This is a genomic window from Deinococcus ficus, assembly GCF_003444775.1.
Classification (GTDB): domain Bacteria; phylum Deinococcota; class Deinococci; order Deinococcales; family Deinococcaceae; genus Deinococcus; species Deinococcus ficus.
The window spans coordinates 327943-344632 of the sequence record NZ_CP021082.1; the positions used below are offsets into that span (position 1 = coordinate 327943).

A 16690-nucleotide genomic window follows, 5' to 3' on the forward strand; every position below is an offset into this window, starting at 1 on the left:
TTATTTCAACTATTAACGGGGGGCTGTGAACCGGTGCTCTGGCCCGGCGACGGGTGGGGCCCAGGGCAGGGACCTGCGAAGAGCCCACCAGCCCAAGCGCGGCAGGCCTGAGTTCAGAGGCGCCCAAACCCGCAAGGTTTAACCGTCAAGGACCTTGAAGCGTCTGGTGACCCCAAGCCCAATGCGAACGCGCTGGACGCGTCTCATGCTCAGCGCGTCGACAGCTGCTGGAGGACAGCGGGCAAGGTGGTGATCCCCCAGTGCTCCAGATATCTGCCGTCGCGAATGCGGACGATGTCGATCACGTCGATGGTCACCCTCCGACCAGTGGGCGCTACGCCGAGGAGTGGGCCAGTGTGGGTCCCGGTGACTGCTTTCCGGGTTGTCACGAGGTCTCCTTCCGCCACCTGCTCATAAATCACGACGGCGAGGTCGGGCAAGGCGGGGCGCAGGACATTCTGGAAGGTATGCCACATGCCGTCCGCGCCCTGATCTGCACCTGGAGGCGCAGCATGGTTGACAAAATCTGCGTCCATCAGGGTCTGAAAGCTGATGGCGTCGCCCTGTTCGATCACCTCGTGATTGAAGCGCCGGACGACTGCCTTGTTGTGGTTCTGCGTTGACGTCATGGCTGCAGCTCCTTCTGCGGGGTTATCTTGGAGGTCGGTGACAGCAGAAGTACAGTCATGCTGTACGTTCCAGATATACAGCCATGCTGTATCTTCGTCAAGATGACCTCGACGCCTGAGTTGGCTGAAGACCTGCGGGTGGCGATCGGCGCCTTCGTCCGCCGTGCACGCCGGGTCGATACCATCGGAGCGACCACCGCCGCCGTGCTCGGCCACCTGGCCCGGAGGGGCGGGACCTCCATCACAGACCTGGCCCGGCTGGAAGGCGTCCGTCACCAGTCCATGGCCCGGATGGTGAAGCATCTGGATCAGCGCGGACTGATTCAGGTACACCCCGATCCGGAAGACCGTCGCCGCCTGTTGGTCGAGCTCACAGAACCCGGTCGACAGCTCCTGGCGACAGACCGCCTGCGGCGGACCGCCTGGATTGCCGACGCGCTCGAGACGCGACTGACCGCCCAGGAACGGACGGAACTGCTCCGCCTCACGCCACTCCTGCGAAAACTCAGTGAGTAACGAGGGCCGAACAAGACACCAGGAGAGCCTCCCCGCCGCCCTCTGCTCCCGGCCATCGCCTGCCACGCACTGGCCGCGTGGCCGCGGGCGCACGTCACAGCCAGCCTTTCTCCCGCGCCCGCCGCGCCGCCTCGGCGCGGTTCCCGGCGCCCACCTTGCCGATGGCTTCCGAGAGGTAGTTGCGTACGGTGCCTTCAGAGAGGCCCAGAGCCGCGGCGATCGCCGCGGTGCCCTGACCAGTCTCAGCCGCACGCAGCACCTGACGCTCCCGGTCGGTGAGTGGATCGGATTCACCCCACGCTTCCGCGGCCAGCGTGGGGTCGATGGCCCGGCCCCCGGCGTGCACCTGGCGAATGGCGCCGGCGAGCCCGGCGGCCGGGGCGTCCTTGAGGAGGTAGCCGGCGGCCCCCACCTCCAGCGCCCGGCGCAGGTACCCGGCCCGGCCGAAGGTGGTCACGATCACCACCCGCACACCCGGCCAACCGGCCCGCACCTGTGCCGCCAGGTCCAGCCCACTCAGACGCGGCATTTCAATGTCGGTCACGAGCACGTCCGGCTGGTGCAGCCGCACCTGTTCCAGCGCCGCAGCGCCGTCCGCGGCCGTCCCCACCACCTCCAGGTCGCTTTCCAGCGAGAGCAGCGCCGAGAGGGCACCCAGGACGAGGGCCTGATCCTCGGCCAGCACGACGCGGATCACAACACCACCCTCCCGGGGGCGAGGGCAGGAAGCTCATCGCCCGCTCCCGTTGGAAAGTGAGCCACCAGGCGGGTTCCTTGACGGCCGTCGCGTTCCAGGGTGCCCCCGGCGGCCCGCAGCCGCTCCCGCATGGAGTTCAGGCCGGTGCCTTCCGGGGCGTGCCCGCCGACGCCGTCGTCCTGAATGGTCAGCGTATGCCCCCCGGGAATGGACACCAGGCTCACCTGCACGGCGCCCGCCCGGGCGTGCCTCACGACGTTCGTGACGGCCTCTCGCAGCAACATCGCGGCGCTCGCCTCGGTCGCCGGCGGCAAGACCGGGACGGTCCCCAGCACGGTCAGACGCACGCCCGCGGCGTCCAGCGCGACCCGGGCGCGGGCCAGCTCGGCCGCCAGGCCGCCGCCCCGGTACCCGCGCACGGCGGCGCGGACCTCCGACAGGGCCTCGCGGCTGATGCGCTCCACCTCCCGGATTTCCACCGCGGCACGGGCGGGATCCCGTTCCGTCAACCGGCTGGCCAGTTCGCTCTTGAGCACGATGACCGACAGGGTATGCCCAAGCAGGTCATGCAGGTCACGGGCGATCCGTTCGCGCTCCGCATCGGCAGCCAGGCGCTCGTTCTCGACCTGGGCGAGCCGGAGTTCACGCCGGGCTTCCCGGGCCTGCCAGCCGAGGTGAGCGCCAAACGCGCCGAACAGCATGTACCCGGACGTCAGCGCCCACCCGGCGGGCACTGCCCAGGACCAGCTGTAACCGGCCCACAGGTGACGCTGCCAGACCATCAGGCCCAGGAGCAGCAGCGTGGAGAACCCCGTGAGCGTCAGTGCCCACGCCCTGCTGGGTTGATGGCCGGCCATGAAACTCCCGTACACCAGGAAGCTGCACGCCGCCGCGCCCACCAGCGGGACCATCAGGAGAAATGCCACGAGCGAACCGGCGTACCCGCCCAGCGCCCACACGGTATCGTCCCCGCCCCGGCGCCACTGCGCGGCCACGTACAGCACGACAAAGGCCAGCAGCACGCCCCAGAACAAGGCCGCTTCGCCTGGACCGCGCGGCTGAAGGACGAACCCAGCGACCGGGTAGGCCAGGAAAATCAGCCAGCCGAGCGGCATCCAGTCACGGGCGGAGCGGCGGACGGAACGCATGAACACAGTCTAGGTCTCCGCTCGCCTACTCCCGGGCCTCGTCGCGCCGGGCCGCCCAGGCCGCGACCACGCCCAGTGCCAGGGTGTAGCCCAGCAGGATCCCCCAGCTGCGCAGTTCATGCTCCGCACCGAGCAGCGGGGAGCGGCCCACGACGCCCAGGTGGTAGGTGGGCAGCATCGGAGCGACCCGGGCCAGGCCGGCCGGGAGCATCTCGAGCGGCATCGCCAGCCCGGAGGCGAACACCAGCAGCAGGCTCGCGACGTTGGCCGCCACCGTGGCCGCCGCCGGGCGCACCAGGAACCCCAGCGCCAGGCCCAAGGCCACCAGGGACGACATGCCCAGCAGCAGCTTCAGCGCGGCCAGGAGACCCGCCAGGCCCAACCACACGCCGCCGGCCAGCCCCGCGAACGAGAACAGCAGGGTGAGTGACACGGTCCCGTAGGCCCAGGCGGCCAGCACCTTGGCCGCGACGTAGGCCGGCAGCGGCATCGGCGAGGCGCGCATCAGACGCAGCCACCCGCCGGTGCGTTCGGCGGCAACGTTCGCTCCAAACGAGAACAGCGAGAGCGACACCAGCGAGAACGCCGCCATATTGAGCAGCGTCACCTGACTGGCCTCCGCGGGCAGGCCTTCACGGGGCAGGCCGAACAGGGCGTAGAACAGCACCGGGAAGCCCACCGTGCCCATCAGGAACATCGGCTCACGGGTCAGGCGGCGGCTTTCGGCCAGGGTCAGCTGGCGCAGCGCTGCCCCCAAGCGCGCCGACGGCGGGCGGGAAGACGGGGCGGGAATGGCCGGAATGGTCATGGTCAGACTCCTCTGGGCAGGGTGGGGGCGGACGCCGGAGCGTGCTGGGGGGAAGGGTGAGACTGGGCTGGCCGGGTCAGGGTCAAGAAGGCGTCTTCCAGAGTGGCCCGGTGCACCTCCAGGTCGCTGAAGGCCGCTCCCTGGGCCACCAGGGCCTCCAGGAGAAGTTCCGGAGTCCGCGTATGCAGGTCGGTCTGACCCTTCATGCTCACCTGCGCCGCCTGAACGCCGGGCAGCGCCTGCACCTCGCACAGCGTCAACCCGGCACGGAACCGCACCCGCGCGCCGCCCACCTGCGCCCTCAACGCTTCCGGCGTGCCGTCAGCCAGGAGGTGTCCGGCGTGCAGCACCAGCACGCGGTCCGCGGTACGTTCGGCCTCCTCCAGGTAATGGGTGGTGAGCAGAATGCTGCGGCCCTGGCTTTTCAATTCCTGCAAAGCCGCCCAGAACGCGTGGCGGCTGGCGGCGTCCATCCCGGTGGTGGGTTCGTCGATCAGGAGCAGTTCCGGATTGCCGATCACGGCCAGGGCGAACGCGAGGCGGCGGCGCTCCCCACCCGAGAGCCGCGCTGCGCGGCGCCCGGCCAGGGCGTCCAACCCGGCCAGGGCCAGGGCCTGCCCCACCTGCAGCGGAGCCGAGTGAAAACTGGCAAAGAGACCAAGAGATTCCCGCACGGTCAGCGCGCCGGGCAGGGCGCTTTCCTGCGGCATGGCGCCCACGCGCGCGCGAACGGCGCGTTGCCGGGGATCACCCCCGAGGACGCGCACGGCGCCTGAGGTCGGCCGGGACAGACCCAGCATCAGGCTGATGGCGGTTGTCTTGCCCGCCCCGTTCGGGCCAAGCAGGGCCGTGAGTTCACCCGAGCGAACCTGCAGGGTCAGGTCCTTGAGGGCCGTGACCGGTCCGTACGCGCGGTGGACGGCCTCCATCTCGACAACATTCATGTGCCCAGCGTGGCATCTGGGCGGGTTCCGGCGTAGTCCCCGCTGTCAGGCCCTGGGCGTGACAATCGTCACGCCGGGCACCCCGGACGGCCGCTGGCGGACCCGTTCCGTGGGGACGTGAGGCCCCTGTACACGCGAAGTTCCGCCCTGGAAGTCAGTGATCAGCGTTCTGACCGCAGGGCCGGCTGAGGAACGGGTCCCCGGACCTGACGTCAAACCCCATGAAGACCGCCTCTTCCTGTTCGCCGCGCCCTCAAGGGCGGCCGGTCGCGCAGGAAACCGGTCGGGGTTACGGATGAACTTCACCGTGCTGACCCGCGTGAAAGCCTGGTGCCTCAAGCTGCACGGTGACATGCTCGACGCCGAACGCCTCGGCGATCCCGGTGACCTGCGCGTTCAGGGCCGGGAGCGGCGCGGCACTGACGGCATGCACGGTGAGGCTGTGTTCGCCACTGGTGACACTCCACACGTGCAGGTCGTGCACCTCCACCACGCCCGGCAGGCCCGCAATCGCGGCCCGAAGGGCGTCCAGGTCAAGGCCGTCCGGGACGCCTTCCATCAACACGTTGACGCTGGCTTTCAGGAGCGTCCAGGTGCGGGGCAGTACCCACAGGCCGATGGCGGCGCCGAGCACCGGGTCGATCCAGGTCAGGCCGGTGAAGCGGATCAGGAGGGCGCCGATGATGACCGCGACGGATCCGAGCAGGTCGCCCATGACTTCCAGGTAAGCGGACTTCATGTTCAGGCTGCCTTCGCTGCCGCCGACGAGCACCCGGGCGCTGATCAAGTTCACGATGAGGCCCAGGGTGGCGACAATCAGCATGGGCGTGGTCTGCACGTCCACGGGTTCGTTCAGGCGCCGGTACGCTTCGAAGAGGATGTAGACCCCGATGGCAAACAGCGCCCCGGCGTTCAGGGCCGCGGCGAGGATCTCGGTGCGGCGGTACCCGAAGGTGCGTTTGCGGTCCGCGGGGCGCCGGCCCATCCGGATGGCGAACAGGGACAGCGCGAGCGCGGCGACGTCGGTGAGCATGTGACCGGCGTCCGAGAGCAGCGCGAGACTGCCGGACAGCAGGCCGTACACGACTTCGACAATCATGAGCGTGCCGGTCAGGGCAAGCGCGATGCCAAGCTGCCGGGCGTTGGCGTCCCGGCCATGGCTGTGACTGTGGCCTTCAGCCATACGCCATGACCTCCCATGCGCTGCAGGCAACGCCCGCCCCAGCCGTTGCCGGGGTCCGGGCGAGCAGGGAACGTCCTGATGGGACGTGGGGCGCAAGCTTCACGCCACCGACTATAGGTGAGCGGCCGATCCGGCACCCGGCGCACGCAACGGCCGGCTGCGGAGCAGACGGGCCGGCCAGGGGGTTGAGGAGGGGCCTTCGCGGTCAGCCGGAGCCTGAGACCCGCGGCCTGAGGGGCAGGCGTGTTCCGTCCACCGGCGGTGAAACCGGAGCCGCGGCGCGTTACTGTCCCGCCAGCAGGACGGCTTCCAGGCCGAGCAGCCCCAGGCCAGCCAGCATGGCCACGAGCGCCAGCGCACGCAGGACCTGCCGGGTGGTCCGGCGCTGCTGCCGTTCCCGGGCTGTGCTCCAGGCCGCTGAGGGCCGGTCCAGCAGGTTGCGTGGGTTCTGGAGACGATGGGCCTGCCGGAAGAGGACGGATCCCAGCAGCAGGCACAGCAGGCTGAGAACGACGCTCAAGTCAGGCAGCACGTGCAGGAGTGTACGCCCCGGCGGGCGACTCCAGGGTCCGCGTCGGGTTGCTGTCAGAGGGCGCTGCGTACCATGACGCATGTCCCGCGGCCCGCGAACGCTGAACCTGCGCGCTGTGCTGTACGGCGTCCTGGCACTGACCGCCACGTTCATCGTCGTGTCCAACGGGCTGCTGGCACAGCAGACCCGTCAGATCCAGCGCGAGCAGACCCTGGCCGCCGCGACCGGGCGGCAGCAGGTGGTCGCCGAACAAATCGGCCGGCTCGCCTGGCAGCTCTCGACCGCCCCCTCTGCAGGCGACCGGCAGCGGGCGCGTGACCAGCTTCGCCGCCGCGTAGCCGAGTTGCGGGAAGACCACCGCACCCTGGTGGGAGCCCCCGAGTTCCGGCGGGCCGCGGGCGCTGCCGGGGCCGCGCCCCTTGCGGCCCGGATGCATGCGGAGGTGGAAGGCTACCTGGCCGCCGCCACCCGCATTCTGCTGACGCCGCAGGCCCGGCTGACCGCCGGGAGTGCGGACCTGCGTCAGCTGGATCGTCAGGCCGCCGGGCCGCTGACGGCCGTCCTCAGCGAGGCGAGCGCGCTGATGCAGCGCTCCGGCGCCGCGCACATTCGCCGCGTCAACACCTTCGCGTGGATCCGCCTCGGCAGCCTCCTGACCATGCTGGTCATCGCGTCGCTGCTCATCCACCCCCTGGAGCGGCGGATCCGGCAGGCCCAGGCTGAGCTCATCCGCGAGCGGGACTTCGCGCGGCAGATCATGTCCACGGTCGCGCAGGGCCTCTCGGTGACGGACCCTGAAGGACGGTTCGAGTACGTGAATCCCGCCTACGCCCGGCTGCTGAACGTCACCCCTGAGAGTCTCCTGGGCCGCACGCCCTTCGACATCACCTTCGAGGAGGACCACGCGGCGCTCGCTGCCGCGAAAGCGCGGCGGGAGGTCGGCGAGACCAGCACCTACGAGACCCGCCTGAGACGCGCGGACGGCGCGGCCGTCCCTGTCCTCGTGACGGGAGCGCCGCGGCTCACCGAGGGCGGGAGGACCGGGACCATCGCCTCCATCACGGACCTGACCGAGCGCAAACAGCACGAGCAGACGCTGCGCACCCTCGCCGTCCTCTCACACAGCCTGGAGCGGGAGCAGACCCCTGAAGGCGTGGCTGAGCGGGCCCTGGACGTGCTGTCACAGGCCATGGACCTGGCGTGGCTCAACCTCAGCCGTCTGGAAGGAGACCGCTTCGTCCCGCGCGCAATTTCCGGCACCATGCCGCCCGGCTTGCGTGACCAGGTGGCCCTGGGCGTGTCCCGGGGGGAAGGGGCCATCTGGGAGACACTCGGCGCCGAGGCGGTGTACCTGCAGGAATCCAGAATTGAGGCCTACGTCGCGCTGGGGGTCCGCAGCGTCGCGCTGGTTCCACTGCCCGCCGCGGACGGCGTGACCCAGGTGCTGTGCGCCTACCGGGGTGGCGAGGCCCGGCCCTGGTCCGGTCAGGAACGCGTCCTGCTGGAAGCGGCCACCCGCTCCATGGCGGCGGCCCTGGAGCGGGCGGAACTGCACCACCAGGCGCAGGAGGCGGCCGACTACGCACAGACCCTGCTGGCGGTCTCTGCCCTGGTCGAACGTGCCCTCGAACCCGCCGTGATGGCCCAGCAGGCGCTTGAACTCCTGGCGCCCGCTGTGGACATCGACTGGGGCAGCGTGCTGGTCGTCCGGGGCGACATGACCGAGTCGCTGACCGCCTGGAGCCGCAATGGGCTGGAGGTGGAGCTGCATGGGGAGGTGCACCGTGCACAGATCCAGCGGGCAATGACGTCTGGTCTTCCCGTCTACGTCGATGCCGATTCCGGGACGCGGCACGAGGCGCCGGACCTCCCCGGCGGCCTGAAAAGTGCCGCGTGGATTCCACTCACGGCCTCGCACGACGCCCAGTACATCTACGTCGTTGCGCGGCTACACGGCGGCGAGTCCTGGTCGCCCCGCGACCGGGACCTGCTCACGGCGGCAGCCCGGACCGTCCGTGTGGCGTTTGAACGCCAGGAGCATCTCCGCGTCATCGAGCAGGCGTCCCTGACCGATCCCCTCACCGGGCTGGGGAATCGCCGCGCCCTGGACCGGGCCCTGGCCGCCCTGACCGAACACGGGGACGCTCCGTTTGCGCTGATCACCATCGACCTGGACGGCCTGAAACAGGTCAACGACACCCTCGGGCACGAATGGGGTGACGTGATGCTCCGGGAGTTCGGGCGCGGCCTGAAGACCAGTGTCCAGAAGGAAGACCGGGTCTACCGCCTGGGGGGTGACGAGTACGTGGTGCTGCTGCAGGGGTGCCCGCCAGACCCCACGGTGGCGACCCTCACCCTGGTGGACCGGGCCGCCGACCAGGTGCGGCTTCATCCCGAGCTGCGGACCTTCCAGGCGAGTGCTGGCCTGGCCAGCTGGCCGGACGATGGACCCTCAGCGGGCGCCCTGTTGCACAGGGCGGACGAACGGATGTACCAGCAGAAACGAGCCCGCCAGAGGCAGCAGGCGCCGCCCTGACCGGCGGGCCGGGGCGGCGCGTCAGGCCACGCCGCTTCCCGGGTCAGGTCCGGGCGGAGGCCGCCTGAGTGCAGGCCTCGTCTTCGTCCGCCTCAGCAGGCAGGAACGCGAGGGCGACGCAGCCCCCGAGGATCGTGAGGCTGGCGGCGGTGACGAGCATGGGGACGATCCCGGCGATGGGGCCGATCACGCCGGCCGCGGCCGTGGCAAGGACGCCCACGAACGCGTTGGTGGTGCCGAGCGTGCCGTACACCCGGCCGCGGAAGGCTTCGGGCGTGGCGCGCTGGATCATGGTGGACATGGCGACGTTCGAGACGATCATGGGGATGCCCAGCAGGGGCACCAGCACGTACAGGGGCGGCAGGGTGGTCAGCGTGTAGATGCGGAGCATCAGCAGGCCCACCAGCAGCGTGCCGAGCCCGGTGAGGGTCCGCGTGGAGACGCGGCTGCCCAGCCAGGATGCCGTGGCGCTGCCGAGCACGGCGCCGAGGCCGCCGAGGGCGCTGAGCCGCCCGATGGTTTCGGCGTCGGCATGGATGATGGACATCAGGAACGGCATGTAGAAGGGGTCGATCAGGGTGCCGCCGAGGCTGGTGATGCTCAGGACGGCCATCAGGGTGAGGATGACCGGGCGCTGGCGCACGACGCGCAGACCGCTGCGCCACTCCTGCCCCATGCTGCGCCAGGTGCCGAAGAGGGTGGGAGAGGGCAGATCACCAGGTCGGGCGACCAGAGGCACGACACGCAGGCGGAAAAAGCTGAGGGCCGCAATCAGGAAGGACGCGGCGTCGAAGAGAACCACGCCGGGGATGCCGGCCGCGGCGATCAGGACCCCGCCGATCACGGGACCGAGCAGGCGGGCGGACGTCATGCCGAAGGACAGCGCGGAGTTGGCCTGCACGAGTTGCGGCCCGGGCACCAGGGTGGGCAGCAGAGCGCCGGCCACCGGGGCGGAGAGGGTGCTGATGGTGAGTTCCGCGAAGGTCACGGCGTAAGCGACCCACATCAGGCCGGGAAGTGGAGCGAGGGCCAGCAGGCCGATCAGCGCGGCCTGAAGGAGGTGGGTGGTGACCAGCACGCGCCGGCGGTCCCAGCGGTCAGCGAGCACGCCGGCGAAGGAACTGAACAGCAGGCCCGGCAGGTAGTACGACAGCGCGAGCAGGGCAGTGGCGAGCGTGGAGCCGGTCTCCTGGTACAGGAAGTACGGCAGGGCGAGCAGCAGCGCCCGGTCGCCGATCAGGGAGATCACCTCCCCCAGCCACAGCTTGCGGAAGTCGGGAAGCGTCAGGGTGCTCAGCATGTCGGCCTCATGGGGGCAGCGTGCACAGTACGCTGGTCAAAATGAAACAAGGTGATTTGCCCAGGCTCTGGCAGCGGCTGGATGACCCTGCAGCGGCCCGGGTGCTGGCCGACGCGCAGGCCCGGCAGTACCTGGAGCCGTTCATCTGGCGCGAGCGGCGGGTCACGGACGTCGCCCGCGAGCTGGGCGTCTCGAAGCAGGCCCTGCTGTACCAGGTGAACAAACTCCTGCGCCTGGGGCTGCTGACCGTCACCCGCACCGAGCCCAGGCACGGGCGGGCCGTGCGCTACTACCGCTCGTCGTCCCCCGGGTACTTCGTGCCGTTCTCCGCGACGTCCGCCGAATCCATCCACGCGCTGTACGAGTCCTCCCTCGACAACACCCGCCGCTCCCTGCTGTCCCTGCTGACGCAGGCCTGGACGGATCTGGCCGACGATCCCCGCTGGTTCGGGCTGTACACCTACGGCGACGAGCACGGCCTGAAAAGTCACGCCCTGCTGCCCGCGCCGCCGGCCTCGCCGGTGTCCCCGGAGGCCGGGTCGCTGTCGTGGCTGCTTCAGACGAACGTGCCTGCCGTGTGGGACAACACCGCTCCTGTTCGCCTGTCCCTCACTCACGCCAAGGCGCTGCAGCGGGAACTCCATGACCTGCACGCCCGATATCAGGCTCTCGAGGGCGAGGAGGGCCAGAAGACCTATGTCCTGCGCCTCACTCTGGTGCCTGTCGACGACGAGGACGATGCCTGACGCAGGGGCCGCACCTCACGAAACGATGACGCTGCGTTCATTTGGTGGCCCGTCCCGCAATCCGCCCTCAGACGGGCGTGGGAAGGTAGCAGGAGTTCCAATCTGGCTGGCCCGGGCCCCTGCTTCCGGGTCGGCCTCCTTCTCTGAACAGGCCCGCTTTCACGTAGACCGGCTGCCGGAAAGCACGCTGCCTCCGTGACCCAGCGGCCCTCCCGCGCTTCCCGGTCATGCTGGCCCTGCCCTTCGCGCCCACAAGGAGTTTCACGATGCCGATCCGTTCTCTCCTCGCCCTCGGTCTGACCGGCGGCCTGACTCTGGCCGCCGCACAGACCGCAGCGCCCACCCCACGTCCCCTCCCCGCCCCGGAACCGCCCGCCACGGTGACCGCCACGAAGAACGAACCGACCGCGCAGGCCTTCACGCCTGACAAGCTCGCCCGCCTGAAGGTCCCGGCCGGCTTCCAGCTGACGGTCATGGCGACCGACCTCGGAAACGCCCGCATGATGCACGTCATGCCGGACGGCGGGGTGTACCTCACCCGCCGGGCCCAGGGCGACATCTGGTACCTCCGGGACGTCAACCGTGACGGGAAGTTCGAGGGCACTGAGCGGCGACAGGTGGCCACCAACCTCAAACTCGTGCACGGCTTGGACGTCAAGGCCGGCAAACTCTATGCGGTGGGAGAAAAGACCATCTGGGTGATGGACATTGCCCGGGACGGCACGCTCTCCGTGCCCCGCGTGTTCGCGGACGGCTTCCCGGACGCCGGGCAGCACCCGGCCCGGGGCCTGAAATGGGGCCCGGACGGCTACCTGTACGCGAGCTTCGGCAGCACCAACAACGACACGCCCACCCAGAACCCTGAGGAGGCCACCCTGCTGCGCCTGCGGCCCGACGGGCAGTGGCGCGAGGTCTACGCGCGGGGCCTGCGGCACACCATCGGCTTCGGCTGGCATCCGGTCACGAAGGTCCTGTACGGCATGGACCAGGGCAGCGACTGGCACGGCGACAACATTCCACCTGAGGAACTCAATGTCCTCAAGCGCACCGGTAATTACGGCTGGCCCTTCTGCTACGGTGCGAAGAACCCGGACCCTTACACGACCACCGCGAACATCCCCGGCAAGATCACCAAAGCCGAGTACTGCGCCATGACCACAGGGAGCACCCTGAACTACACCGCGCACGCCGCCGCGATCGGGATGGCGTTCTACACCGGCACGCAGTTCCCGGCGGAGTTCCGGAACGATGCGTTCGTCGCCTTCCGCGGGTCGTGGAACCGCACCGAGCCCAGCGGGTACGAGATCGCGCGCGTGGTGTTCGACGGCGCGAATCAACCGACGGGCATCGAGCCCTTCATCACGGGGTTCGTGTACCAGGAAGGCGGCGAGTGGAAGCAGTTCGGGCGGGTGGCGGGCGTGGCCGTGTACACCGATGGCAGCCTGCTGTTCACCGACGACCAGAGCGGCGTGATCTACCGCGTGCGCTACACGGGAGGCAACTGAGATGCCAGTACAGCGTTCACGTCCGCCTCGCCTCGCCGCCCTGAGCGGCCTGCTGACCCTGGGTGCCATGGCGGCCCTGGGGGTAGGAGCCGCGGGTGGCAGCGATATGGCCGCACCTGCACCTTCGCCGGCGCTCAGCGCCACGGCCACCCTCCGCGACCCGGCCGGGCAGGTGCTCGGCACCGCCCGCTTCCGCCCGCTCGGGTCCGGGAACGGCCCGGTAGAGGTCACGGTCAGTGTCCGCGGCCTCGCCCCGGGGCAGCATGGCATGCACGTGCACGAGTACGGCCGCTGCACGCCAGGCGTAGACCCGGCCACCAACACGGTCGTGCCGTTCGGCGGAGCCGGCGGGCACTTCGACCCGGGCATGAGCCGCAACCACGATGACCCGCAGGCCGCGAATCTGTACGGGCACGGCGGTGACCTGCCCATGCTCACGGTCGGGCCGGACGGGACCGGGCAGGTCACCTTCCAGTCCAGCAAGATTCGCTTGAGCGGCGCGGACGGCGTCCTGAACCGCTCGATCGTGATTCACGCCCGGCCGGACGACTACCGCAGCGACCCGGCCGGCATGAGCGGCGCGCGGGAACGCTGCGGCGTGATCGTCCGGGACCGCTTCACGGCGCGCGACTATGCGCTCCCGGGCGTGCAGACCTACCCGGAAGGGGTGGCGTACGACGCCCGCAAGGGCCTGCTGTACACCGGCAGCGCCGCCAATGGCACCATTTGGGCCGTGAATGCCGCGACCGGCGCGGTCTCGGTCTTCCAGGAGGGCGGGGCACTCGGCCGTCAGGTGGCCCTGGGCCTGAAGGTGGACGCCCAGGGCCGGCTGTGGGTCGCCGGGGGCGCCCAGGGCACTGTAAGTGTCCTCTCACCGGACGGCGTGACCCTGAAGGTTCTGGAAACCCCTCCCTCCCCTCGGCCATACATCAATGACCTGACGCCCGCCCCCGACGGGAACGTGTACGTGACCGACAGCAGCCGCCCCGTGATCTACCGCGTCACACCGGACCTGACTCTGGACGCGTGGCTTGACCTGGCCGGCACGCCCCTCAAGTACGGTCCTGGCGTGAACCTCAACGGCATCGCCGCCACCCCTGACGGCCGGTACCTGCTGGCCATACAGCTGAACACCGGCGAACTGTGGCGCATCGACCTGCGCAGCCGCGCGGTGCACCGCGTCATGACGGGTCTGGTCAACGGTGACGGGCTGCTGCTCGACGGGCGCACCCTGTACGTCGCCCGGAACAAGGACCAGGTGGTCAGCAAGGTCACCCTCAGCGCCGATTACGCCAGCGGTCAGCTGGTCCTCAACGAGCCGCTCACCGGCCTGCGCTTCCCCGCCACCCTGACCCGGATCGGGAACGACCTCGTCGTCACGCAGGCCCAGCTGGACAAACTGCAGGGCGGCACCCCGGAAACGCCGTTCCGATTGACGCGCTTCCCGAAGTTCTGACGCCACCCCTGGAGGCCCGGCCCCTGGCGGCCGGGCCTTCCGCCGGTCAGACCAGCGGAAACAGGGGCGGCACCACGTCCCGTCCCTGCGGGTCCACGAGGTGACTGACTGTCACGCCCAGCAGCCGCACCGCCCGGGTGCCAACCAGATCCGCGCCCAGCAGCCGGCGCGCCACACGGCCAATCTCCTCGGCAGTCTGCACGGGCACCGGGAGGCTCTGCTGCCGGCTGATCACCTCGAAGTTGCTGAACTTCACCTTGACGGTCACCACCCGGCCCGCCAGCCCATGCCGGGCCAGGCGGCGGGCGGTGCGTTCACTCAGCCCGGGAAGTTTCGCGTGCATGTCCGCCAGGGTGCGCAGGTCCGTGTCGTACGTGTCCTCGGTTCCGACGCTCTTGCGGTCATCGCTGGGGTCCACGGGGCGGTCGTCGATGCCGCGGGCGATGGCGTACATGTGCGCGCCGTGCCGGCCGAACGCGGCGGTGAGCTCGGTCAGGGACCGGGCCCGCAGGTCCGCGCCCGTGCGGATGCCCAGGCGCTCGAGCTTCGCGGCGGTGACAGGACCGATCCCGTAGAACTCACCCACCGGCAGCCGGGCGATCAGGGCGTCGGCATCCTGCGGGAGGATCACGGTCAGGCCGTCGGGTTTGTTCATTCCGCTGCCGAGCTTGGCGAGCATCTTGTTGAACGACACGCCCGCCGAGACGGTCAGGCCCCCGGTGCGCTCCCGGACCAGCCGGCGGATCTCCTGTGCGATCCGCGTGGCACTGCCCGGACCGCGCTTCGGCCGCGTGACGTCGAGGTACGCCTCGTCGAGGCTGAGCGGCTCGATCAGGTCGGTGAACTCGGTGAACACCCCGTGGATGAGGCGGCTGGCCTCGCGGTAGGCGTCCATGCGGGGCTCGATGACGATCAGGTGCGGGCAGCGGGCCAGGGCCGTACGCAGCGGGAGCGCGCTGCGCACGCCGTACTGCCTCGCTTCGTAGGTGGCGGTCGTGACGACGCTGCGCGGCCCGTGGTAGGCGACGGCGACCGCCTTGCCGCGCAGGCTGGGGTTGTCCCGCAGTTCCACGCTGGCAAAGAAAGCGTCGGCGTCCACGTGCACGATCTTGCGCATCAGCACCTCACAGGGTACGGGACACGCCGCTCAGGGGCCGGGGGTATGCTCCGGCCAGATGCGGCCGCCTCCTGCCCGTGTGCCCACCCGCCGGCCCGTGGTCTGGCGGTGGCTGCTGGTGGCCCTGACCGTCCTGGCTTCCCTCGCCCACCTCACCCGCAGCGCTCAGGTGGGCGGGCTGGGACTGGCCGGCTGGGCCCCGCTCCAGGGACGCGGCCACACCGCCCACCCCGCGCCAGCCGATCACGATCAGGAAGGGGCGGCCCTGCCAGCCACCCGCCCCGGCATGCCGGGCACCGCCCACGCCCATCACCAGGGACTGGCGGATCCCGGCACGCCGCACCTCACCGACGCCGCACCGAACGCGCCGCCTGAGGACGAGCACCACACGGGCCTGCACTGCCCGTTCTGCCTCACGGGGGCCTTCGCGCTGGCCGCGCAGGCGCTCAGCCCTGTCCCGCTGCGGGCGTCGGGGCTGCCCCGCCCCTCCAGCCTCGCCCGGACGCCGGCGCTCGCCGCCGTGCGACATGCGGACGCCCGCGCGCCACCTCCACTCCAGCACTGAAGCGCCCTCCCCGCCCTGCCCGAGCGCAGGAACGGCGAGCGGTCCCTGGCCAATGCCGCTGGACGCCCCGGCGGCGGGCCGAGCCCCCGTTTCAATCGCCTGGAGTTCAACATGCCGTCCCTGAAATCCCTGCTGTCCCTGTCTGCCGCTCTTCTGCTCTCCGTCGCCGCCGCCCACGCCACCGTCCGGACCGAGACGGGCCTGAGCGAGAGCAGGGCCGGCATCACCGAGACCTACCGCCTGAACGTCCCCACCGAGAAGGACCTGAACACCACCGAGATCCGGCTGGTCATCCCGGCGGGCGTCGCCCTCACCCGCTTCCAGGTCACGCCGGGCTTCACGCGCACCGTGAAGAAAAACGCCGACGGCCTGGTCACCGAGGTGATCTGGAAGGGCAAGGTCGCGCCGATGGAATACGCCCGGTTCTTCTTCCAGGCGCGCAACCCCGCGGCGCCCGGCGAACTCAGCTGGAAGGTGTACCAGACCTACAGTGACGGCAGCGTCGTCGCCTGGGACGACACCAACCCCGAGCAGGGTCCCGCCAGCAAAACCACCATCAAGTAACACCCTGCGGGACGGGCGCGCGCCCGTCCCGCCCGAGGTCCACCATGAACAAGTTCCTTGCCCTCCTGACGGCCCTGGTGCTCTCCACCACCCTCGCCCACACGGCCGTGTCCTCCATCAGCCCGGCCCTGAACGCCACGGTGACCGCCCCGAAAGCCGTCGTGCTCAAGTTCAGCGAGCCCATCGAGGTGCGGTTCAGCACCTTCCGCGTGATGGCCATGCCAGCCGGTCAGGCGGTGGACGCGGCCGCGAAGGTGGCCCTGGCCGAGAAGGCGGATTCGCCGAAACTCGCCAGCCTGCCCCTGAACGCCCCGGCGCTCGCCGCCCAGGTGAGCGTGCCGCTCAAAGCCAGCCTCAAGGCCGGCCGGTACGTCGTCGCCTGGACACTGCTCTCCGAGGACGGCCACCCGGTCACCGGTCACAGCACCTTCCGGGTGAAGTGAG

General features: G+C 70.1%; 17 protein-coding genes. 8 read left to right on the forward strand and 9 right to left on the reverse strand.

Going from position 1 to position 16690, the window contains the following annotated elements; genetic code table 11:
• Positions 1-209: 209 nt before the first annotated feature.
• Positions 210-629 (reverse strand): ester cyclase, encoded by a 420-nt coding sequence (locus DFI_RS15105; protein WP_027463745.1) that lies wholly within the window; start codon positions 627-629, stop codon positions 210-212.
• 102 nt (positions 630-731) lie between these two features.
• On the opposite strand from DFI_RS15105, the gene DFI_RS15110 reads away from it, so the two are divergent.
• Entirely contained in the window at positions 732-1145 is a 414-nt protein-coding gene (locus DFI_RS15110) for a MarR family winged helix-turn-helix transcriptional regulator (RefSeq protein ID WP_043778978.1), read from the forward strand.
• Positions 1146-1239: 94 nt separating this feature from the next.
• On the opposite strand, the gene DFI_RS15115 is transcribed toward DFI_RS15110, so the two are convergent.
• From DFI_RS15115 to DFI_RS15140, 6 genes are all read right to left on the reverse strand, one after another.
• Positions 1240-1842 (reverse strand): response regulator transcription factor, encoded by a 603-nt coding sequence (locus DFI_RS15115; RefSeq protein ID WP_027463743.1) that lies wholly within the window; start codon positions 1840-1842, stop codon positions 1240-1242.
• Positions 1839-2990 (reverse strand): sensor histidine kinase, encoded by a 1152-nt coding sequence (locus DFI_RS15120; protein WP_027463742.1) that lies wholly within the window; start codon positions 2988-2990, stop codon positions 1839-1841. Before DFI_RS15120 ends, DFI_RS15115 begins: the two co-directional genes overlap by 4 nt.
• 25 nt (positions 2991-3015) lie before the next feature.
• Positions 3016-3798: an ABC transporter permease gene (locus DFI_RS15125; protein ID WP_027463741.1), complete on the reverse strand. Its 783-nt coding sequence runs from the start codon at positions 3796-3798 to the stop codon at positions 3016-3018.
• A gap of 2 nt (positions 3799-3800) precedes the next feature.
• A complete protein-coding gene (locus DFI_RS15130) occupies positions 3801-4742 on the reverse strand; it encodes an ABC transporter ATP-binding protein (RefSeq protein WP_043778976.1) in 942 nt (313 codons plus the stop codon).
• Between the two features lie 289 nt (positions 4743-5031).
• Positions 5032-5925 (reverse strand): cation diffusion facilitator family transporter, encoded by an 894-nt coding sequence (locus DFI_RS15135; protein ID WP_027463740.1) that lies wholly within the window; start codon positions 5923-5925, stop codon positions 5032-5034.
• A 283-nt stretch (positions 5926-6208) separates the two neighbouring features.
• Positions 6209-6457 (reverse strand): hypothetical protein, encoded by a 249-nt coding sequence (locus DFI_RS15140; RefSeq protein ID WP_027463739.1) that lies wholly within the window; start codon positions 6455-6457, stop codon positions 6209-6211.
• A 79-nt stretch (positions 6458-6536) separates the two neighbouring features.
• Here DFI_RS15140 and DFI_RS15145 point away from each other — a divergent pair, with 79 nt between their 5' ends.
• Entirely contained in the window at positions 6537-8993 is a 2457-nt protein-coding gene (locus DFI_RS15145) for a sensor domain-containing diguanylate cyclase (protein ID WP_027463738.1), read from the forward strand.
• Between the two features lie 43 nt (positions 8994-9036).
• Here the strand turns inward: DFI_RS15145 and DFI_RS15150 are convergent, their stop codons facing one another.
• Positions 9037-10293, reverse strand: a complete 1257-nt coding sequence (locus tag DFI_RS15150; RefSeq protein ID WP_027463737.1) for an MFS transporter — start codon at positions 10291-10293, stop codon at positions 9037-9039.
• Between the two features lie 41 nt (positions 10294-10334).
• Between DFI_RS15150 and DFI_RS15155 the strand changes: the two genes are divergently transcribed.
• From DFI_RS15155 to DFI_RS15165, 3 genes are all read left to right on the forward strand, one after another.
• Positions 10335-11039 (forward strand): ArsR/SmtB family transcription factor, encoded by a 705-nt coding sequence (locus DFI_RS15155; protein WP_027463736.1) that lies wholly within the window; start codon positions 10335-10337, stop codon positions 11037-11039.
• 266 nt (positions 11040-11305) lie between these two features.
• Positions 11306-12544: a PQQ-dependent sugar dehydrogenase gene (locus DFI_RS15160; protein WP_022802659.1), complete on the forward strand. Its 1239-nt coding sequence runs from the start codon at positions 11306-11308 to the stop codon at positions 12542-12544.
• A gap of 1 nt (position 12545) precedes the next feature.
• A complete protein-coding gene (locus DFI_RS15165; RefSeq protein WP_051308097.1) occupies positions 12546-14000 on the forward strand; it encodes a superoxide dismutase family protein in 1455 nt (484 codons plus the stop codon).
• Between the two features lie 46 nt (positions 14001-14046).
• Here the strand turns inward: DFI_RS15165 and dinB are convergent, their stop codons facing one another.
• Positions 14047-15117: a DNA polymerase IV gene (gene dinB, locus DFI_RS15170; RefSeq protein WP_043779022.1), complete on the reverse strand. Its 1071-nt coding sequence runs from the start codon at positions 15115-15117 to the stop codon at positions 14047-14049.
• Between the two features lie 58 nt (positions 15118-15175).
• On the opposite strand from dinB, the gene DFI_RS15175 reads away from it, so the two are divergent.
• From DFI_RS15175 to DFI_RS15185, 3 genes are all read left to right on the forward strand, one after another.
• Positions 15176-15682 (forward strand): hypothetical protein, encoded by a 507-nt coding sequence (locus DFI_RS15175; RefSeq protein ID WP_081425932.1) that lies wholly within the window; start codon positions 15176-15178, stop codon positions 15680-15682.
• A 111-nt stretch (positions 15683-15793) separates the two neighbouring features.
• Entirely contained in the window at positions 15794-16246 is a 453-nt protein-coding gene (locus DFI_RS15180) for a DUF1775 domain-containing protein (RefSeq protein ID WP_022802655.1), read from the forward strand.
• Between the two features lie 44 nt (positions 16247-16290).
• A complete protein-coding gene (locus DFI_RS15185; protein WP_022802654.1) occupies positions 16291-16689 on the forward strand; it encodes a copper resistance CopC family protein in 399 nt (132 codons plus the stop codon).
• The last annotated feature ends 1 nt before the right edge of the window (position 16690 follow it).